This window comes from Cellulomonas rhizosphaerae, assembly GCF_003470205.1.
Lineage (GTDB): Bacteria > Actinomycetota > Actinomycetes > Actinomycetales > Cellulomonadaceae > Cellulomonas > Cellulomonas rhizosphaerae.
Genome location: NZ_QWKP01000220.1, coordinates 36,074 through 55,177, shown reverse-complemented (window position 1 = coordinate 55,177; position 19,104 = coordinate 36,074). Strand labels below are relative to the sequence as shown.

Annotated in this window: 17 protein-coding genes; 9 read left to right on the top strand and 8 right to left on the bottom strand. The window is 72.9% G+C overall.

What is annotated here, in order from left to right:
- Window positions 1–19 precede the first annotated feature (19 nt).
- Complete coding sequence (locus tag D1825_RS16250; RefSeq protein WP_118768458.1) at window positions 20–1,099, bottom strand: hypothetical protein; 1,080 nt, start codon at window positions 1,097–1,099, stop codon at window positions 20–22.
- 123 nt (window positions 1,100–1,222) lie between these two features.
- On the opposite strand from D1825_RS16250, the gene purL reads away from it, so the two are divergent.
- From purL to D1825_RS16230, 4 genes are all read left to right on the top strand, one after another.
- Window positions 1,223–3,601, top strand: coding sequence for a phosphoribosylformylglycinamidine synthase subunit PurL (gene purL / locus D1825_RS16245; protein ID WP_118768457.1), 2,379 nt, complete (start codon window positions 1,223–1,225; stop codon window positions 3,599–3,601).
- Window positions 3,602–3,713: 112 nt separating this feature from the next.
- The gene (gene rsgA, locus D1825_RS16240) at window positions 3,714–4,736 is read left to right on the top strand and encodes a ribosome small subunit-dependent GTPase A (protein WP_118768456.1); all 1,023 of its coding nucleotides are present in this window, start codon (window positions 3,714–3,716) and stop codon (window positions 4,734–4,736) included.
- Between the two features lie 94 nt (window positions 4,737–4,830).
- On the top strand, window positions 4,831–6,894 hold the full coding sequence (locus D1825_RS16235) for a PQQ-dependent sugar dehydrogenase (RefSeq protein WP_118768455.1): 2,064 nt from the start codon (window positions 4,831–4,833) through the stop codon (window positions 6,892–6,894).
- A gap of 175 nt (window positions 6,895–7,069) precedes the next feature.
- Window positions 7,070–8,452, top strand: a complete 1,383-nt coding sequence (locus D1825_RS16230; RefSeq protein WP_118768454.1) for a glycoside hydrolase family 6 protein — start codon at window positions 7,070–7,072, stop codon at window positions 8,450–8,452.
- Window positions 8,453–8,456: 4 nt separating this feature from the next.
- Here the strand turns inward: D1825_RS16230 and trpS are convergent, their stop codons facing one another.
- Window positions 8,457–9,446 carry a tryptophan--tRNA ligase gene (gene trpS, locus D1825_RS16225; RefSeq protein WP_118768453.1) on the bottom strand — a complete coding sequence of 330 codons (990 nt, stop codon included), beginning with the start codon at window positions 9,444–9,446 and terminating at the stop codon, window positions 8,457–8,459.
- A 212-nt stretch (window positions 9,447–9,658) separates the two neighbouring features.
- Between trpS and D1825_RS16220 the strand changes: the two genes are divergently transcribed.
- From D1825_RS16220 to purM, 4 genes are all read left to right on the top strand, one after another.
- Window positions 9,659–10,051 (top strand): sterol carrier family protein, encoded by a 393-nt coding sequence (locus D1825_RS16220; protein WP_118768452.1) that lies wholly within the window; start codon window positions 9,659–9,661, stop codon window positions 10,049–10,051.
- A 14-nt stretch (window positions 10,052–10,065) separates the two neighbouring features.
- Entirely contained in the window at window positions 10,066–10,497 is a 432-nt protein-coding gene (locus D1825_RS16215) for a histidine kinase (RefSeq protein ID WP_118768451.1), read from the top strand.
- Between the two features lie 81 nt (window positions 10,498–10,578).
- The gene (purF, locus tag D1825_RS16210) at window positions 10,579–12,132 is read left to right on the top strand and encodes an amidophosphoribosyltransferase (RefSeq protein WP_118768450.1); all 1,554 of its coding nucleotides are present in this window, start codon (window positions 10,579–10,581) and stop codon (window positions 12,130–12,132) included.
- Window positions 12,129–13,247 (top strand): phosphoribosylformylglycinamidine cyclo-ligase, encoded by a 1,119-nt coding sequence (gene purM / locus D1825_RS16205; RefSeq protein WP_118768449.1) that lies wholly within the window; start codon window positions 12,129–12,131, stop codon window positions 13,245–13,247. The genes purF and purM overlap by 4 nt, the downstream gene beginning before the upstream one ends.
- Window positions 13,248–13,411: 164 nt before the next feature.
- Here the strand turns inward: purM and D1825_RS16200 are convergent, their stop codons facing one another.
- A complete protein-coding gene (locus tag D1825_RS16200) occupies window positions 13,412–13,618 on the bottom strand; it encodes a DUF3073 domain-containing protein (protein ID WP_118768448.1) in 207 nt (68 codons plus the stop codon).
- A 437-nt stretch (window positions 13,619–14,055) separates the two neighbouring features.
- On the opposite strand from D1825_RS16200, the gene D1825_RS16195 reads away from it, so the two are divergent.
- Window positions 14,056–14,262: a BldC family transcriptional regulator gene (locus tag D1825_RS16195; RefSeq protein ID WP_118768487.1), complete on the top strand. Its 207-nt coding sequence runs from the start codon at window positions 14,056–14,058 to the stop codon at window positions 14,260–14,262.
- Window position 14,263: 1 nt separating this feature from the next.
- On the opposite strand, the gene D1825_RS16190 is transcribed toward D1825_RS16195, so the two are convergent.
- The 5 genes from D1825_RS16190 to D1825_RS16170 form a co-directional block, all read right to left on the bottom strand.
- A complete protein-coding gene (locus D1825_RS16190; protein ID WP_118768447.1) occupies window positions 14,264–14,578 on the bottom strand; it encodes a DUF3618 domain-containing protein in 315 nt (104 codons plus the stop codon).
- The gene (locus tag D1825_RS16185; RefSeq protein ID WP_118768446.1) at window positions 14,575–14,967 is read right to left on the bottom strand and encodes a phage holin family protein; all 393 of its coding nucleotides are present in this window, start codon (window positions 14,965–14,967) and stop codon (window positions 14,575–14,577) included. Before D1825_RS16185 ends, D1825_RS16190 begins: the two co-directional genes overlap by 4 nt.
- Before the next feature lie 105 nt (window positions 14,968–15,072).
- Window positions 15,073–15,504 (bottom strand): phage holin family protein, encoded by a 432-nt coding sequence (locus D1825_RS16180; protein ID WP_118768445.1) that lies wholly within the window; start codon window positions 15,502–15,504, stop codon window positions 15,073–15,075.
- Between the two features lie 32 nt (window positions 15,505–15,536).
- Window positions 15,537–16,715: a cation:proton antiporter gene (locus tag D1825_RS16175; protein ID WP_118768444.1), complete on the bottom strand. Its 1,179-nt coding sequence runs from the start codon at window positions 16,713–16,715 to the stop codon at window positions 15,537–15,539.
- 78 nt (window positions 16,716–16,793) lie between these two features.
- The gene (locus tag D1825_RS16170; protein ID WP_118768443.1) at window positions 16,794–19,064 is read right to left on the bottom strand and encodes a SpoIIE family protein phosphatase; all 2,271 of its coding nucleotides are present in this window, start codon (window positions 19,062–19,064) and stop codon (window positions 16,794–16,796) included.
- Between the last annotated feature and the right edge of the window lie 40 nt (window positions 19,065–19,104).

The following is a 19,104-nucleotide window of genomic DNA, read 5'->3' as shown; positions in this document are numbered from 1 at the left end:
GCGAGCGTCGCAGCGCGTCTCATCCGGCGGCGCCCGGGCGCGGAGCCCGCGCCGGCGTCGGGACCTCGGTCAGGAGCGTGGGGGTGTTCCGCACGGTCGACCGGTCCACGAGCCACCCGACCAGGAGACCACCCAGCGCGGCGAGCCAGCCGTACATGAGCCCCCACACGCCGCCCGTCGTGACGAGCGTCGCGCCGTACCTGAGCAGGTCGGCGAACCCGCCGACCTGGCCGGTCAGCGGGAGCACCGACACGAACGCGGCCACGGTGCTGCCCAGGACCACGGTCAACCAGAGGGCGAGGACGAGCGCGGTGCGGCCGCCGCGCAGGCTCGCCGTGAGCCCGGCAGCCGTCCCGACCAGGCCGACGACGAGGAGGAGCGCGACCGCCCCCAGCAGGTACGCGGACCCGTCCGTGTCGCTCACCGGCACGGACATCCCCCGGGACAGGGGCAGGAACGTCTCGACGACCCGTTGCGCGTCCTGCCGCGCCGGCGACGTCGCGGGCAGGATCTCCCCGAGCGCCCAGCTGCGCAGTGCCCCGGACAGCGCCCAGGCCGCGCCCGCGAGGACCGCGGTCGTCGCCGCGGCGCCGACCGCGGCCGGCAGCGCGAGCCGGTGCGCGGCCGGCGCGGGCACGATCCCCACCGTGCCCCGCACGCGCCAGGCGACGAGGCCGACGAGACACCCGGACACCAGCCCCCACCACGCCCCGGGTCCGAGGGCGGTCGCCGACGACCAGGCCGTCTCGTACGGGCTCCGGTCGGTGCGGATGACCGACCAGGCGAGCGTGCCCATCGCGCCCGCCGCGATCGTGACCCACCACAGGGCCAGGACGATGGTGGCGCCACCGGTGCGGGTCGAGCGCAGCACGGGGATCGACAGCGCCAGCACGAGCGCGAGCACGAGGACCATGACGAGGAAGACCCCGCCCGCGTCCACGGACGTGAGCCACCACGTACCGGCGGGGATCGAGGGCAGGTACGATGACCACGCGCCGGACCGCGCGATGCCCGTGCCGAGCGACCCGAGCGTGAACCAGAGCAGGACCGCCGTACCCCCGGCAGCCAGGATCGCGGCGTTCGTCCTGTTCCTGGGCATGCACGCGACGCTAGCGGACGCGCGTCCGCGGTGTCCGATGGGGCCGGTATCCTGTGCGTCGTCTGCCGACGTCGGCCGCGCGAGCATCAGCCGCGGCCCCCGGGCTCTCCACCGAGGGAATCGATGACCACCGCACCTGCGCGCCCCGCAAGCACCAGCGACAACCGGTCCGACACCGTCGAGAACGCGGCGGCGACGCCCGAGCTCGCCCAGCCGTTCGCCGAGCTGGGGCTGAAGCCCGACGAGTACCAGCGGATCCGCGACATCCTCGAGCGCCGCCCCACGGCCGCCGAGCTCGCCATGTACTCGGTCATGTGGTCGGAGCACTGCTCCTACAAGTCGAGCAAGAACCACCTGCGTCAGTTCGGCGACAAGACGACCGACGCGATGAAGGAGCACCTGCTCGTCGGCATCGGCGAGAACGCGGGCGTCGTCGACATCGGCGACGGCTGGGCCGTGACGTTCAAGGTCGAGTCGCACAACCACCCGTCGTACGTCGAGCCCTACCAGGGCGCCGCGACGGGCGTCGGCGGCATCGTGCGCGACATCATCTCGATGGGCGCGCGCCCGGTCGCTGTCATGGACCAGCTGCGCTTCGGCGCGGTCGACCACCCCGACACGGCCCGCGTGGTGCACGGCGTGGTCGCCGGCGTCGGCGGCTACGGCAACTCGCTCGGCCTGCCGAACATCGGCGGCGAGCTCGTCTTCGACGCGAGCTACCAGGGCAACCCGCTCGTCAACGCCCTGTGCCTCGGCGTGCTGCGGCACGAGGACATCCACCTGGCCAACGCGTCGGGCACCGGCAACAAGATCGTCCTGTTCGGCGCCCGGACGGGCGGCGACGGCATCGGCGGTGCCTCGATCCTCGCGAGCGAGACGTTCGACGACACCAAGCCCTCCAAGCGCCCGTCGGTCCAGGTCGGCGACCCGTTCATGGAGAAGGTGCTCATCGAGTGCTGCCTCGAGCTCTACGCCGCGCGCGTGGTCGAGGGCATCCAGGACCTGGGCGCGGCCGGCATCAGCTGCGCGACGAGCGAGCTGGCGTCCAACGGCGACGGCGGCATGCACGTCGACCTCGAGCACGTGCTGCTGCGCGACCCCACGCTGACCGCCGGCGAGATCCTCATGTCGGAGTCGCAGGAGCGCATGATGGCCGTCGTCCGGCCGGACCAGCTCGACGCGTTCCTCGCCATCACCGGCAAGTGGGACGTCGAGACGGCCGTGATCGGCGAGGTCACCGGCACGGGCCGCCTGACGATCGACCACCACGGCGAGCGCATCGTCGACGTCGACCCCAAGACGGTCGCGCACGACGGCCCGGTCTACGACCGCCCCTACGCGCGCCCGGCCTGGCAGGACGGCCTCAACGCCGACACCGCGGCCTCGCTGGCCCGCCCCGCGAGCCCCGCCGAGATCCGCGGCACGGTGCTCGAGCTGCTCGCCTCGCCGAACCTCGCCTCGAAGGCGTGGGTCACCAACCAGTACGACCGGTTCGTGCAGGGCAACACCGCGCTCGCGCAGCCTGACGACTCGGGCGTCATCCGCGTCGACGAGACGACCGGCCTCGGCGTCGCCCTGGCCACCGACGCGAGCGGCCGGTACGCCAAGCTCGACCCCTACACGGGCGCGCAGCTCGCGCTGGCCGAGGCGTACCGCAACGTCGCCACGACGGGCGCGCGCCCGCTCGCGGTGACCGACTGCCTCAACTTCGGCAGCCCCGAGCACCCCGACTCGATGTGGCAGCTCGTCGAGGCCATCCGCGGCCTGGCCGACGCGTGCCAGACGCTCGAGGTCCCCGTCACGGGCGGCAACGTCTCGCTGTACAACGGCACGGGCGAGCCCGGCCTGATCGACTCCGCGATCCACCCGACGCCCGTCGTCGGCGTGCTGGGCGTGCTCGACGACGTCGCGGACGCGACCCCGTCCGGCTGGACCACCCCCGGCCAGGCCGTCTACCTGCTGGGCACCACGCGCCCCGAGCTCGACGGCTCGGCCTGGGCCGACGTGGTGCACGACCACCTCGGCGGCGTCCCGCCCGTCGTCGACCTGGCCGCCGAGCGCCGCCTCGCCGGCGTGCTGCAGAACGCGAGCCGCGACGACCTCGTCGACGCCGCGCACGACCTGTCGGAGGGGGGCCTCGTCCAGGCGCTCGTCGAGTCCTCGCTGCGCTACGGCGTGGGCGTGCAGGTCTCGCTCGACGAGCTGTGCGCGCGCGACGGGCTGACCCCGTTCGAGGCGCTGTTCTCCGAGTCGACCGCGCGCGTGCTCGTCGCGGTGCCGCGCTCGGAGGAGGTGCGCCTCGTGGACCTGTGCACCGCGCGCGGCGTCCCCGCGCTGCGGATCGGCGAGACCGCCGAGTCGTGCACGCCCGGTGCGGGAGCGCCGACCGACGACGCCGACCACGACCACGGCCCCGCGGTCGAGGTCGCCGGCGTCTTCACGCTCCCGCTCGCCGAGGCGCGCGAGGCCCACGAGGCGACCCTGCCGCACTACTTCGGCTGAGCGGCGGCACCACCCAGAGCAGCGCGCGAACCGTGAGCAGCTCACGGTTCGAACGCCTTGACGGTCGGAAATGAGCTGGGTACCCGCGGAGGGCGTGGCTAGCGTCGGGGCGATGTCGTTCGACGAGGGTGCTGTGCGCGTGGTCCGGGCCGACAAGGGCTCGGTGCTCGTCGCGCCCGACGACGGCCTCGAGCCGCTGCGCGCCGTGCTCGACCGCGACGGCCTGGCGGCGCTCGACGACGGCCGCGCGGTGCCGACCGTCGGCGACTGGGTGCTGGTCGACGACGCGGACGGCGAGCCTCACGTGCGCCAGGTCCTGCCGCGATCGTCGGCCCTCGTCCGCGACTCGGCCGGCGCCACGTCCCGCGAGCAGGTGCTGGCCGCGAACGTCGACGTGGTGCTCGTCGTCGAGCACCTCGACCCGGACTCGGACCTCGGCCGCGTGGAGCGGCTGCTCACGCTCGCGTGGCGGTCCGGCGCGCGGCCGGTCGTCGTGCTGACCAAGGCCGACCTGGTCCCCGACCCCGCGAGCATGGCGCAGGACGTCGGCGCGGCGGCGATCGCGGTCGAGGTGCACGCGGTCAGCGCCGCGACGGGCGCTGGGCTCGAGCCGCTGCGCGCACTGCTGACTCCGGGCGCGACGCTCGTCGTCGTGGGGCCGTCGGGCGCGGGGAAGTCGACGCTGGTCAACGCGCTCGCGGGCCGCGACGTGATGTCGACCGGCGAGCGGCGCGAGCAGGACGGCCGCGGCCGGCACACGACCACGCACCGCGAGCTCGTGCCTCTGCCGGGCGGCGCGGTGCTCATCGACACCCCGGGGATCCGCGGGATCGGGGTCGTGGCCGACGAGGACGCGCTCGCGACGACCTTCGCGGACGTGGCCGAGCTCGTGGCGCTCTGCCGGTTCGCCGACTGCCACCACGAGGGGGAGCCGGGCTGCGCGGTGGCCGACGCGCTCGCGACTGGTGAGCTGTCGCGGCGGCGCTACGACTCGTGGCGCAAGCTCGCGCGCGAGGCCGCGTACCAGGCGCGCCGCGCGGACTCGCGGCTGGCGGCGCAGGAGCGCAACCGGTGGAAGAAGATCACGCAGGAGTACCAGCGCGGCATGCGCGGCCCGGGGCGGCCGCGGGGCTGATCCGTCACGTCGGCGCGACAGGTCGGCGCCGCGGGGGCAGAGTGGGGCGCGGCGATCGCCCGGTCCCGGGCGGTCATGGTCGAAGGAGACCCGGATGCCCTCGCGTCGCTCACCCTGGCTGCTCGCCGCGGTCATCGCCGGACTCGTCGTCTCGATCCTCGTTGCGCCACCCGCGTCGGCGGCGACGACCGCGACGATCGTCGGGGTCGGCTCCGGACGCTGCCTCGACGTCGCGGGCGGTGCGACTGCGGCGAAGACGCCTGTCGTGATCAACGACTGCGGCACGGCGGCGCGGCAGCGCTGGACCCTGACCACGGGTGGCCAGCTCACGGTCTTCGACGCGACCACGTGCCTCGACGTCTCGGGCGCCTCGACCGCGACCGGCGCGAAGGTCCAGATCTACCCGTGCAACGGCGGCGCCAACCAGCGCTGGACGCTGAACGCGGACGGCTCCGTCCGCAGCGTGCAGTCCGGGCTGTGCCTCGACGTGTCCGGCCGCGCGACCGCGAACGGCAGCTCGGTGATCATGTGGACCTGCAACGGCCAGACGAACCAGCAGTGGACGACCGCGCTGAGCGCCGAGAAGAACCCGCCGTCCGTGCCCGGCAACGCGCGCGTGAGCAACCTGACGTGCGACTCGGTGACGTTCGCGTGGAACGCGTCGACCGACGACGTGGGCGTCGTCGCCTACGACGTCTTCCACGACGGCCAGCTCATGAAGTCCGTCAGCGGGACGACGCTGTCGACGAGCCTGACCGTCGTCGCCGGCGTGACCTGGGGGCTGTTCGTCAACGCCCGAGACGCCGCCGGCAACGTCTCGCAGGCCAGCAGCACGGTGTCGATCACCCCGCCCCAGTGCCAGGTCGACACCCAGGCGCCGAGCACCCCGACCGGCGTCACCGGGGCCGCCTCAGGGACCACGGTCACGCTGCGCTGGACCGCCTCGACCGACAACACCGGCGTGCGTGCCTACGACGTCTACCGCGGCGGCACCAAGGTCGGCACGGTGACGGGCACGGCGACCGTCCCGCCGGCGACGACCTTCGTCGACAGCGGCCTGAGCCCGTCGACCGCCTACGCGTACGCGGTCGAGGCGCGCGACGGCCAGGGCAACGTCTCGGCGCGCAGCGCGTCGACGAGCGTGACGACCGGCGCCGCGTGCGGCAGCGCCATCTGCTCGGTGCAGCAGATCGGCACGGACACCGACATCCCGTGGGGCCTGGTGACGCTGCCCGACGGGACGATCCTGTACAGCCGCCGCGACGCGCAGGACATCGTCCGGCTCAACCCGACGACGGGTGCCAAGACGACCGTCGGCACGGTCCCGAACGTCTCCGGCACCGACGGCGAGGGCGGGCTGCTCGGGCTCGCGATCGCCCCGACCTACGCGAGCGACCACTGGCTCTACGTCATGCACACCTCGCCGACCGACAACCGGATCGTGCGCTTCAAGGTCGAGAACAACCTGCTCGTGACGAGCTCGGAGCAGGTGCTGCTCAGCGGCATCCTGCGCAACAAGTTCCACGACGGCGGCCGGCTGCGGTTCGGGCCCGACGGCAAGCTCTACGCCAGCACCGGCGACGCGCAGAACGGCGACAACGCCCAGAACATCAGCAGCCTCAACGGCAAGGTCCTGCGCCTGAACCCGGACGGCACGGTGCCGTCGGACAACCCGTTCGGCAACTACGTGTGGAGCTACGGGCACCGCAACCCGCAGGGCCTGGCGTTCGACTCCCAGGGCCGGCTGTGGGAGCAGGAGTTCGGCAACGCGGTGATGGACGAGACGAACCTGATCACCAAGGGCGGCAACTACGGCTGGCCCGCGTGCGAGGGCACGAGCGGCACGTGCGGCACGGCCGGGTACATCGCGCCGAAGCGCACCTACCCGACCGTGGACGGGTCCTGCTCGGGCATCGCGATCGTGCGCGACGTCCTCTACGTGGCCTGCGAGCGCGGCACGCGCCTGTACCGCGAGGTCATCAGCGGGACGAGCCTGACCGACGTCCAGGCGTTCTTCACCGGGACCTACGGGCGGCTGCGGACGGTCGAGCCGGCGCCCGACGGCGGGCTGTGGCTCACGACGAGCACCACGGGCGACAAGGACTCGATCGCCAACAACAGCAACGAGAAGATCCTGCACGTCACGTTGGGGAGCTGACGCAAGCGCTTCGACGGTGCGAGTTGGGCGACTGAAACGTTTCGTCGTGCCGGTTCGTCTCGCCACGAGGCGCGTCGTCGGGTTACCTCGGGTGGAGAGCGGAGCCCGCGGCGTCATCGTCGACGCCCGGGGCTGACCGCCACCCTGCCGGACGTTCCCGAGGAGATCCACGACCATGTCCCCCCGCAGAAGTGCCGCCGCGCTGCTCGTCGCCGCGGCCGTCGTGGTGGCCGGCCTGACCGCCGTGACCGCCAGCACCGCCACCCCCGCCATGGCTGCCCCCGGCTGCAAGGTCGACTACAAGATCACGAGCCAGTGGCAGGGCGGGTTCGGTGCGGACGTCACCGTGACCAACCTGGGTGACCCGATCAGCTCGTGGAACGTGGGCTGGACGCTGGCGTCCGGGCAGTCGATCTCGCAGCTCTGGAACGGCGCCCTGACCACGTCGGGCTCGTCGGTCAAGGTTGCGAGTCTCGCCTGGAACGGTTCGCTGGCCACCAACGCGAAGGCGAACTTCGGCTTCAACGGGGCCTGGACCACCGCCAACCCCGTGCCGAGCTCGTTCACCGTGAACGGCACGACCTGCACGGGCTCGACGCCCACGCAGCCGCCGACGACGCCCACCCCGACACCCACCCCGACGGTGACCCCGACCGTGACCCCCACCCCCACGCCGACCCCGACGCCGACCGTCACGCCCACCACCCCGCCGGTCACCACCGGCAGCCTCTACGTCGACCCCACGACGCAGGGCTACAAGGCGTGGCAGCCCGCCTCGGGCACCGACAAGACCCTGCTCGAGAAGATCGCGCTCACCCCGCAGGCCTACTGGGTCGGCAACTGGGCGGACCCGGCCCACGCCAAGGCCGAGGTGGCCGACTACACGGGCCGCGCGGTCGCCGCCGGCAAGGTCCCGACGCTCGTCATCTACGCGATCCCCGGCCGTGACTGCGGCTCCTACTCGGGCGGCGGCGTGGCCGAGAGCGCCTACGCGGCGTGGATCGACACCGTCGCGTCCGGCATCCAGGGCAAGCCGTACGTCGTGCTCGAGCCCGATGCCCTCGCGCAGCTGGGCGACTGCTCCGGCCAGGGCGACCGCGTCGGCTTCCTCAAGTACGCGGCCAAGTCGCTGACGCTCAAGGGCGCCCGCGTCTACATCGACGCCGGTCACTCGGCCTGGCTGCCCGTGAGCACCGCGGTCGCGCGGCTCAACCAGGTCGGCTTCGAGTACGCGGTCGGCTTCGCGCTCAACACCTCGAACTACCAGACGACCGCCGCCTCCAAGACCTACGGCCAGCAGATCTCCCAGCAGCTCGGCGGCAAGAAGTTCGTCATCGACACCTCGCGCAACGGCAACGGCTCCAACGGCGAGTGGTGCAACCCCCGCGGCCGCGCGCTCGGCGACCGGCCGACGCTCGTGAACGACGGCACCGGCCTCGACGCCCTCCTGTGGGTCAAGCTGCCCGGCGAGTCCGACGGCACCTGCAACGGCGGCCCGTCCGCCGGTGCCTGGTTCCAGGACATCGCGCTGGAGCTGGCCCGCAACGCGAAGTGGTGACCGCTCACCGGTAGACCATCCCCATGAGCTCGCGGACGTCCCGGATCGTGGCGTCCGCGAGCTCGTTCGCGTGGGCGTTGCCCTGCGCGAGGACGTCGGCCACGAGCCCGGGCTCGGCCGCGTAGAGCGCCCGGCGCGCGCGCAGCGGTGCCAGGTGGGCGACGAGCGCGTCGGCGAGCACGGCCTTGAGCCGGCCCGAGCCGCCGTCGCCGATTCCGTCCGCGACGACCTCCGGTGCGACGCCCGTGCACAGCGACGTGAGCAGCAGCAGGTTGGCGACCTCGGGGCGCTCGACCGGGTCGTAGGTGATGAACCGTTGCGAGTCCGTGCGCGCGGAGCGGATCGCCCGGACGGTCTCGTCGGCCGACGCCCGGAGCTCGATCGCGTTGCCGCGGCTCTTGGCCATCTTGCGCCCGTCGGTGCCCAGCACGGTCGGTGCCTGAGAGAGCAGCCCCTCGGGCGACGTGAAGTACTCGCTGTACCGCTGGTTGAACCGGCGCGCGATCGTGCGGGTGAGCTCCAGGTGGGGAAGCTGGTCGCGCCCCACGGGCACGACCGTGGCGTGGCAGAACAGGATGTCCGCGGCCTGGTGCACGGGGTAGGTGAGCATGAGGCCGCTCAGGGCGCGCCCGGAGTCGGCGAGCTCGGTCTTGACCGTCGGGTTCCGGTCGAGCTCCGCGACGGACACGAGCGACAGGAACGGCAGCATGAGCTGGTGCAGGGCCGTCACCGAGCTGTGCGTGAAGATCGTCGCGGCGTCCGGGTCGATGCCCGCCGCGAGGTAGTCGAGCACGATCTCGCGGACGTTCCCCGCGAGATCGCCGGCCACCTCGCGGTCGGTGATGACCTGGTAGTCGGCGACGACCAGGAAGGTCTCCACGCCGGAGGCCTGCAGGCGGACGCGGTTGGCCACGGTGCCGAACAGGTGGCCGATGTGCAGCGGGCCGGTCGGGCGTTCACCGGTGAGCATGCGGGGACGAGGGGTGTCGGACATGAGGGCTCCTCAGGGACGTGAGCAGCACACCGGCCGACGAGACAGCGATGCCCCCGCAGCCGCGTGAGCAGCTCGAGGGCAGGACGACCGCGGGCTGCGTCTAGTGCAGCCAGCGCCAGGTCGTCGAGGACATGCCCAGGACACTAGCGCGCGCACGGTGCCGATGGGCCCGTCGGGGCAGAGCTGTGGGCGGCGCGGGGCATGATCGAGCCATGCCTCCGCGCCGCCGCACCGATCCCGCCGACGGCCGCGCCGCGCTCGCACTCTGGCGGGCCGACCCGTCCGGCGTCGCGACGCCGGCGCGCCGGACCGCGGTCCGGTTCACGCTCGAGGAGCTGGCCGACGTCGCACCCGGGAACTCGGTCGAGGTGCGCGTGCCGCCCGACGGAGCCGTCCAGGCGGTGCAGGGACCTCGTCACACCCGCGGCACCCCGCCCAACGTCGTCGAGACCGATCCGCAGACCTGGCTCGGGCTCGCGACAGGCATGCTGACCTGGGACGATGCGGTCGAGGCCGGGCTCGTGCACGCCTCGGGGGAGCGCGCCGACCTCGCCGACCTGCTGCCGCTGCAGGCCACCCGGGTGCGGGGTTGGCAGGAGTCCTGACCTAAGATCTGCGGGTGCCCAGCGAGCCGCGCGACGAGACGCCCGACGACCCGACGGTCGTCGTGCCCGCCGCGGACGCTCCCGCCGGCCCCGAGGCGCTGACGCCGCAGGAGGACGCGCCCGACGAGGACGTCGAGCCGCCGATCCCCTCCGAGGAGGAGCTCGAGCGCACCGCGACCCCCGCGACCGTGCGTCGGGCCCCCAAGTACAGCGCCTTCATCACGTTCGGCGCGCTCGGCGGCATGGTTGTCGGCCTGCTGCTCGCCGTGATCATCCACCCCGAGACGCGCCTGGTCGCCGACGGGTCGGGCTTCATCTCGTTCCTCGACGGCGAGGGTGCGGTGCGCACGGTCATGGTCGTGGCGGTCGGGATCGTCGGTGGCTTCGTCGGCGGCGCGCTCGCGGTCTGGGCGGACAAGCGCTCCAAGGCGCCCCGGCTCCGCTGACCCCTGCCTCACGTCCGCCGGACACTCCCGGGGACTGGACGGCGCTCTCGTCGGCCCCGGGACCTGTGCGACGATAGCCGCGTGGCCCCCCGCGCAGACGGACGTCTGAACCACGACCTCCTCCCCAACGAAAAAGGCCCCCAGGACGCCTGTGGCGTCTTCGGAGTGTGGGCACCTGGCGAAGAAGTCGCCAAGCTGACCTACTTCGGCCTGTACGCCCTGCAGCACCGCGGACAGGAGTCCGCCGGCATCGCGACAAGCAACGGCACGCAGCTGCTCGTCTACAAGGACATGGGCCTCGTCTCCCAGGTCTTCGACGAGACCGCGCTCAACGCGCTGCAGGGCCACATCGCCATCGGCCACGCCCGGTACTCGACCACCGGCGGCTCCACGTGGGAGAACGCGCAGCCCACGCTCGGCCCCACGGCCGCCGGCACGGTCGCCCTCGGGCACAACGGCAACCTCACCAACACTGCGGAGCTCGTCGACCTCGTCGCGGAGCGCTACGGCAGCCAGCGGCGCGGCGAGCTCGCGCGCGGCAACACCACGGACACGGCGCTCATCACGGCGCTGCTCGCCGGGGACCCGGACCGCACGCTCGAGGCCACGGCGCTCGAGGTGCTTCCCCGCCTGCGCGGCGCGTTCTGCCTGGTCTTCATGGACGAGCACACGCTCTACGCCGCGCGCGACCCCCAGGGCGTGCGGCCGCTCGTGCTGGGCCGACTCGAGCGCGGCTGGGTCGTCGCGAGCGAGACCCCGGCGCTCGACATCGTCGGCGCGTCCTTCGTGCGCGAGATCGAGCCCGGCGAGTTCATCGCGATCGACGCCGACGGGCTGCGCTCCACGCGGTTCGCGCCCAAGAGCGAGCCGCGCGCCGGCTGCGTGTTCGAGTACGTCTACCTCGCCCGCCCGGACACGACGATCGCCGGCCGCTCGGTGCACACCGCGCGCGTCGCGATGGGCCGTCGCCTGGCGATCGAGCACCCCGTCGAGGCGGACCTGGTCATCCCCGTGCCGGAGTCCGGCACGCCCGCGGCCGTCGGGTACGCGCAGGAGTCCGGCATCCCGTTCGGGCAGGGCCTGACCAAGAACGCCTACGTGGGCCGCACGTTCATCCAGCCGTCGCAGACGCTGCGCCAGCTCGGCATCCGGCTCAAGCTCAACCCGCTGCGCGAGGTCATCCGCGGCAAGCGGCTCGTGGTCGTCGACGACTCGATCGTGCGCGGCAACACGCAGCGCGCGCTGGTCCGGATGCTGCGCGAGGCGGGCGCGGCCGAGGTGCACATCCGCATCTCCTCGCCGCCCGTGAAGTGGCCCTGCTTCTACGGCATCGACTTCGCCAGCCGCGCCGAGCTCATCGCCAACGGCCTGGCCGTCGACGAGATCGGGGCCTCGCTGGGCGCCGACTCGCTCGGCTACATCTCCGAGGAGGGCATGGTCGCCGCGACCGAGCAGCCGCGCTCCCAGCTGTGCACCGCCTGCTTCTCCGGCGTGTACCCGATCGAGCTGCCGCCCGCCGACAGGCTGGGCAAGCACCTGCTCGAGCAGAACGAGCTCCCCCTGGGGGCACCCGAGGACGGTCTCATGTCGATCCTGCCCGGAACCGGTGGCGCCACCGCGCTGGAGCACCCGTGAACGGGCCGGTCACCTACGCCGGTGCCGGCGTCGACACCGAGGCCGGCGACAAGGCCGTCGAGCTGATGAAGGACGCCGTGCGCGCGACGCACGGTCCGCAGGTGCTCGGCGGCGTCGGCGGGTTCGCCGGCCTGTACGACGCTTCGGCGCTCACGCGGTTCCGCCGCCCGCTGCTCGCGACGTCCACGGACGGCGTCGGCACCAAGGTCGCGATCGCGCAGGCGCTCGACATCCACCACACCATCGGGTTCGACCTGGTGGGCATGGTGGTCGACGACATCGTCGTGGTCGGCGCCGAGCCGCTGTTCATGACCGACTACATCGCGACCGGCCGCGTGGTGCCCGAGCGCATCGCCGACGTGGTGCGCGGCATCGCGGCGGCGTGCTCGGTCGCTGGCACGGCCCTCGTCGGCGGCGAGACGGCCGAGCACCCCGGCCTGCTGGCGCCCGACGAGTACGACGTGGCCGGCGCCGCGACCGGCGTGGTCGAGGCCGACGAGCTGCTCGGTCCCGAGCGCGTGCGCGCGGGCGACGTGCTCGTGGCGCTCGGATCGTCGGGCCTGCACTCCAACGGCTACTCGCTCGTGCGGGCCGTGGTCCGCCAGGCGGGCTGGGCGCTGGACCGGCACGTCGACGAGCTCGGCCGCACGCTGGGCGAGGAGCTGCTCGAGCCGACGCGCGTCTACGCCTCCGACTGCCTCGCGCTCGCGCGCCGGGCCGGCGTCGCCGGGCTCCACGCGTTCAGCCACGTGACCGGCGGGGGACTGGCGTCGAACGTGGCGCGCGTGCTGCCCGTGGGCCTCGTCGCGGACATCGACCGGGGCGGCTGGGAGCTGCCGCCGATCTTCTCGCTCGTGCAAGGGCTGGGGCAGGTCCCGTGGACCGACCTCGAGGGCACCCTGAACCTGGGCGTGGGCATGGTCGCGATGGTCGCGCCCGACGCGCTGGACGGGGTGCTCGCGCACGCCGCCGAGCTCGGGCTGCCCGCGTGGGAGCTCGGCACGGTTCGGGACAGCGACCCGACGACGGACGTCGTGGGCGCGCCCGGGTTCGTCGCGGGCACCAAGGGCGTGCACGGCGGGGCCGTGCTCATGTCGGGTGCCTACCGGGCCTGACGCCTGAGTGAGGCCCGGGCCTCGAAGGGCTCGCGCCAGAAGGCCTGCGCCGACGACCTCACGCGCGCGCGAGTGCGACCCAACGACCGACGATCCTGAAGGATCCCGCGCGTCAGACGCGCAGGTCCTTCAGGATCGTGTGGTCGATGACGTGGAGCGCGACGTCAACGGTCGTCGTCGTTCCAACGCTTGTAGTCGTCGTCATCGTCGTCAGCGGTGTCCACTGCGGCACCACCACGACGTTCGCCTAGGTCATTGTGGCCATGCGACGTGAGCTCCTGCTCGAGAGCTCGGTAGTTGGTGTCGGGGCTGAAGTACTTCAGCTCCCGGGCAACCTTCGTCTGCTTAGCCTTCTGACGGCCGCGCCCCATGGCATCGACCCCCTCTTACGTGGAAGCGGGGCGGCTCCGTGCTGACACGTGCGGCCCCGGGGTGCTGAATCGTCTCTTCGTGCCGCAACGGTACATGGCCGATGGCTATTCCGGCCACTTGCCGGGCCGCGACACATCTCACGTCTGCAAGCCGTCCCGGCCGCCGCGGGCCGAGCGCCACGGAAGTCTCGGCGCGCCGTGCTCGTGCGGGGGTGATATGTCCGAGTTAGGGTGGGATCGTCCGGGGGTGACCAGCAGGTTCGTTACTCCGGGTGGGTGATGTGTACCATTTCGTGACCGTTCCGTGTTGCGAAATGCATCGTTTGTCCCGCTTGTTCGTGCTAGTGGGACCGACGCCACTGCGGGTCGGTTCAATGCTTCAGTCCTGGCCGGAGGTCATCCAGTCCACCGGCCGCACGCTTGCCAGGAGGCAGCACATGACCACGCAGCCCGCTCAGTCCGAGGTCCTGCTCACGCCGTCCGAGGTCGCCACGCTCTTCCGCGTGGACCCCAAGACGGTCACGCGCTGGGCCAAGGCAGGAAAGCTGTCCTCGATCCGCACGCTCGGCGGACACCGCCGGTACCGCGAGTCGGAGGTCCTCGAGCTCCTGGGAGTCCCCAACCAGAGGGACCGTCAGGCCTGACTCACTCGCCGCGGCGCCGCAGCAGCGCCACGGCCACGACGAGCGCGACGGCTCCCGCCGCGCCCGCAAGGATCACTCGAGCGCGGGTGCTGGCCTCAGGGTCGGCCTCCGCGCTCGTCGCGTCGTGGACCAGCTGCTCCACGGCCGCGCGGGCCTGCTCGGCGCCCTGCCGGGCCTGCTTGCTCGCGTCGGACGCGAGCGCACCGGGCGAGAGGCGCCTCGCGAGGGCGTCGACCGTCGAGACGAGCTGGACGCGCGTGACCGCGATCTCCGCCTCGAGCTCGACCATGCGGGGGGTGCTGAACGGTTCGCTCACGGGCGGATCGCCTCCTTGACGGCGGTCAGGTCTGTCTGGACGCTCTCGATGGCCGTCGCCGGCGTGGGCGGAACGCCGCGCTTGATGTGCCGGATCCCAAGCCAGGCGAGCAGCGCGATCACGAGCAGCAGGAACACCGCGACGATGAGGCCGGCGAGCCAGGGCTCGAAGGGCACGGCGAGCGCCATGATGGCCGTCGCGATGACGACGGCCAGCAGGTAGAACGCGAGGATCGCCGCGGCCAGGACCAGCACGGTCCCGACGCTGATCTTCTGCAGGCGGCCTTGGATCTCGGCCTTCGCGAGCTCGATCTCGGCGCGCACCAGCTTGCTCAGCTGGTCGCTGAGCTCGCCGATCATCTCGCCGATGCTCCGGTCATGCTTCGCCATCTCGCAGCCCTCTCGTCAGCACACGCCAGCACGTCAGTCAGTGCGGGCGTCTGGGGCTCAGTCTGGCCGGGTGTGCGCCGCAGCGCACCCCCGCGTGCCGCTCGCTCAGTTGTCCCAGGGGTGAACCTGGTCGCCGGCGGGGTGCGGCTCGGGCGCGACCTTGGGTGCCGGCTTGGGCAGCCGGGCCTTGCCCCACGCCGCGAACCCGCCCGCGATGAGGATGAGCGCGACGCCGACGAGCAGTGCCGCTAGCCAGGGGTCGAGACCGCCCTCGACCAGTCCGAGCACCGACGCGGTGACCAGGAGCGCGAGACCGAAGAACGTCAGCAGGACGGCCGCGCCGAACGCGATCGCGGACGGCCGGACCTCCACCGCGCGCGCCCGGACGCTCGCCTGCACGGCGTCGATCTCGGCCTGGATCGACGCGCGGACCTTGTCCTCGGCCTGGTTGAGCTTCTCGCGGGCGCGGTCGGCCAGGGGCTCGGTCAGGCGGTCGAAGAAGCTGCGGGGCTGGTCGGGACCCGGGGTGCCGGTCACGGTACGTCTCCTCGTCGTCGGGTGGTCCCAGCCTAGTGAGCCTCGGCGGTGACCTGGGTGTCCTCGGTCCCAGAGCGGCTCCCGACGGCGCGGGACAGCAGGGGGAAGACCAGCACGGTCAGGGCCCCGGCGCCGACGAGGCACGCGGCCTTGCCCGGGTCGAGCGTGCCGTCGTCGACCGCGAGCTCGGTCAGCGCGACGAGGAGGGGGAGCGTCGTGGCCGTGTACAGCGCGAGGCGTACGCGGTCGCGCGCCGGCAGCACCTTGCGGTACCAGAACAGCGCGGGGCCGCCGCGCACGACGAGGATGATCGCGACGAACGCGAGCGGGAGCCACGGCGTCTCCGCCATGGCGTGGATCTGCAGCCCCATGCCCGAGGAGACGAAGAAGATCGGGATGAAGACGCCCCAGCCGACCGCGTCGAGCTTGCGCTCGAACTCCTTGTTCTCCACGGGTGACCACGAGCGCAGCACCATGCCGGCCAGGAACGCGCCGAGCACCGCGTCGAAGCCCATGAACGTGGCGTTGGCGAGCAGCGCGACGAGCAGCACGAGCGTGATCCGCAGCGGCGCCTGGCTCGTCCCCTCGCCCATCGTGGACAGCAGCCCGCGCGTGCGGACCAACGTGAACCGCCGGGGCGTGAGGGCGAGGACAACGACGGCCGCGGCGAACAGCGTGAGCGAGAACAGCGCCTCGGCCGTGCCGCCGGTGCCGAGCAGCACGGCCATCGCGACGATCGGGCCGAGCTCGCCGATCGCGCCGCCCGCGATCACGAACGCGCCCAGCGGCCGGTGCTCGAGGTTCTCGTCCTTGAGGATCGGGACGAGGATGCCCAGCGCGGTCGTCGAGAGGGCGATGGCGATGGCGGTGGCCGACGGGATCTCCCGCTCGAGCGAGAGCACGTAGAGCAGGACCGCGCCGAGCACGAACGACGAGACCCACGCGCGCATGCCGAGCCGTCCGGCCGGTCGTCGGGCGATGCCCGGGTCGATCTCGTACCCCGCGAGCAGGAACAGGAACCCCATGCCGAGGTCGGACAGCAGGCCGACGTCACCCGGCGAGGACAGCCCGAGCGCCTCGGGACCGATGACGACTCCGCCGGCCAGCAGGACGACCACCTGGGGGAGCCGGTACCGCGACGGCATCGCGGCCACCACGAGCAGGGCCAGCGCCGAGACGATGACCACCGGCAACAGCTTCTCGAACTCCACGGGACTCCTGCCCTGGTGCGGACGGCGTGGGGCTCATCCTCCCGGCCGCGTGGGGTGCGCAGGTCCCGGCACGCCGCGTCAGGTGTCGCGGCAGAGGACCAGCAGCGTCAGGTCGTCGACCGACGCGGCGTCGCGGCACGCGGCCATGACCTCGTCGATGTCGACGGGCCGGGTCTCGTCGTCGCGCTCGAACAGCGTGACGATCCGGCGCAGGCCGGCCCGCAGGTCCGTCTGGCGCGAGTCGACGAGGCCGTCGCTGTAGAGCACGAGTCCACCGCCCGGCTCGAGCGTGAGCCGCGTGGTGGGCGGGGCGCCGGACCCGACGCCGAGCGGCCGGTCGACGGGCAGGTCGGTGAGCAGCGCGCCGCCGCCCGCGTCGAGCAGCAGGGGCCGGGGGTGGCCCGCGGCGGAGATCGTGACCTCGCCCGAGGCGGTGTCCACGACGGCGACGACGACCGTCGCCATGTCGGTCGGCATCGTCAGCCGCGCCACGTGGTCGAGCCAGCGCAGCGCCTGCGCGGGGTCGTCACCGCGCAGCAGGAACCCGCGCAGGGTGTTGCGCAGCTGGCCCATCGCCGCCGCCGCCCCGAGTCCGTGCCCCGCGACGTCGCCGACCACGACGGCGAACCGCCCGTCGGGCAGCTCGAGCGCGTCGTACCAGTCGCCGCCGACCTGGCCGCCCGCGGCCGGCTCGTAGCGCGCCCGGATCGACCAGCCGTCGATCTCGGGCAGCTCCTGGGGGAGCAGGCTGCGCTGCACGTTCTGCGCGGTGCGCAGCTGCCAGCGGTTGCGCACGAGCAGCGTCTCCAGGAGGCGGCTGCGCAGCTCGCCCGCCGAGCGCACCTGCTGCTCGGTCCACGGCTCGCTCGTCCCGCTGACCACCTCGCTCCACCGCTCGAACGACTTCCGCGGGCTGAGCCGCACGGTGTCGCCCTCGCGGTGCGCGATGGCCTTGTTGTGCGGGTCGCCGCCCCAGTCGACGTTGCGGACCGCCTCGTGCCGCAGCCAGACGACGCACTGGTCGTCAGGCAGCCGCACCGCGAGGACCCCGGCCACGCTCGGCAGGGCCGCGGCGAGCGCGGGTTCCTGATCGCGCAGCGAGGTGCGGACCGCGACGTCGTCGGGCGACGCGTCGACCCACGCGAGGAGTCCGGCGACGTCCTCCACCGGGTCGCCCGCCGTGGCGACGCGGCCCTCGGCGCGCACGACGACGGACTGCGCGGGGACGAGATCGAGCGCGGACGCCGCGCCCGCGCGTCCGACGAGCGCGTCGGCCAGGGCGTGGTCGCCGTCGCGGGAGGCCGCGAGCAGGTGACCGAGCGTCGCCGCGGCAGCGACCTGCTCCTCGAGCGCGCGCTCCTCGGAGCGGGCGACCAGGCGCAGCGACAGGCTCGACCCGAGGAACTCGGCGGCCGCGCGCACGCCGTACGGCGGGTTGTGCGGGCCGGAGTAGTGGTGGCACGCGATGAGCCCCCACAGCCGGCCGTCGCGCAGCAGCGAGATGGACATCGACGCGGCGACGCCCATGTTGCCGAGGTACTCGCAGTGGATCGGCGAGACGCTGCGCAGCACCGAGTGGGTGAGGTCGAGCGGCAGACCGGTGTGCTCGTCGAGACCCGGGACGAGCGGCGCGGGCACGTAGGTGACGTCCGCGATGAGGCGGACCCAGTTCTTCTCGTACAGCGCGCGCGCCTGGGGCGGGATGTCGGTCGACGGGTAGTGCAGGCCGAAGAACGAGTTGAGGTCGGCGCGCTTCGCCTCCGCGACGACCTCGCCGTTGTACTCGGCGTCGAAGCGGTAGATCATCACGCGGTCGAACCCGGTGAGCGTGCGGACCTCGCGCGCGGTGACGTCGTACAGCTCGTCGAGGCTCAGCGCGTGGTTGAGCTGCTCGATCGCGCCTCGCACGGCCTGGTAGGTGTTGGGGAAGGAGAACGGCCGCGGGCCGAGTGCTGCTTCGAGCTCCACGACGAGCAGGGTGGAGGGCCCGCTGACGATGCGGTGGAGGACGGCGTCCATCTCGACCGGGCCGTCCGGCGTCTGCGCGGTCACGACCACGGGGTTGCGGGCGCGCAGGTCGCCCCACGCGCGCAGGTGGTGACGGAGCTGGCCGGCGGCCACGGTGCCGAGCACCTCGTCGAGGGTCGCCCCCACGGTGTCGTCGACGCGGCGGCCCAGGAGCTCGTCGACGTTGGCCGACGCGTGCCGGACGACGAGGTCCGGCTCGGTCACGGCCAGCAGGACGCCCCAGCGCTGGATGCTGCCGGGGATATGGATCGGCTCGCGGGCGCAGTTGTCCAGGTCAACGGGCTCACCAGGGGCCAGGAGACCCTCGTCGGTCTGCGTCATCGCCGCCCTTCGTGCGGTAGGGACGGCCCCGTTCTCGACC

Coding starts and splice junctions, on each gene's coding strand:
- D1825_RS16220 (WP_118768452.1), top strand. CDS start 9,659: ATGCCTCCGCGCCGCCGCACCGATCCCGCCGACGGCCGCGCCGCGCTC.
- D1825_RS16230 (WP_118768454.1), top strand. CDS start 7,070: ATGTCCCCCCGCAGAAGTGCCGCCGCGCTGCTCGTCGCCGCGGCCGTC.
- rsgA (WP_118768456.1), top strand. CDS start 3,714: ATGTCGTTCGACGAGGGTGCTGTGCGCGTGGTCCGGGCCGACAAGGGC.
- D1825_RS16235 (WP_118768455.1), top strand. CDS start 4,831: ATGCCCTCGCGTCGCTCACCCTGGCTGCTCGCCGCGGTCATCGCCGGA.
- D1825_RS16200 (WP_118768448.1), bottom strand. CDS start 13,618: ATGGGGCGCGGCCGTCAGAAGGCTAAGCAGACGAAGGTTGCCCGGGAG.
- D1825_RS16185 (WP_118768446.1), bottom strand. CDS start 14,967: ATGGCGAAGCATGACCGGAGCATCGGCGAGATGATCGGCGAGCTCAGC.
- purL (WP_118768457.1), top strand. CDS start 1,223: ATGACCACCGCACCTGCGCGCCCCGCAAGCACCAGCGACAACCGGTCC.
- D1825_RS16250 (WP_118768458.1), bottom strand. CDS start 1,099: ATGCCCAGGAACAGGACGAACGCCGCGATCCTGGCTGCCGGGGGTACG.
- D1825_RS16195 (WP_118768487.1), top strand. CDS start 14,056: ATGACCACGCAGCCCGCTCAGTCCGAGGTCCTGCTCACGCCGTCCGAG.
- D1825_RS16170 (WP_118768443.1), bottom strand. CDS start 19,064: ATGACGCAGACCGACGAGGGTCTCCTGGCCCCTGGTGAGCCCGTTGAC.
- trpS (WP_118768453.1), bottom strand. CDS start 9,446: ATGTCCGACACCCCTCGTCCCCGCATGCTCACCGGTGAACGCCCGACC.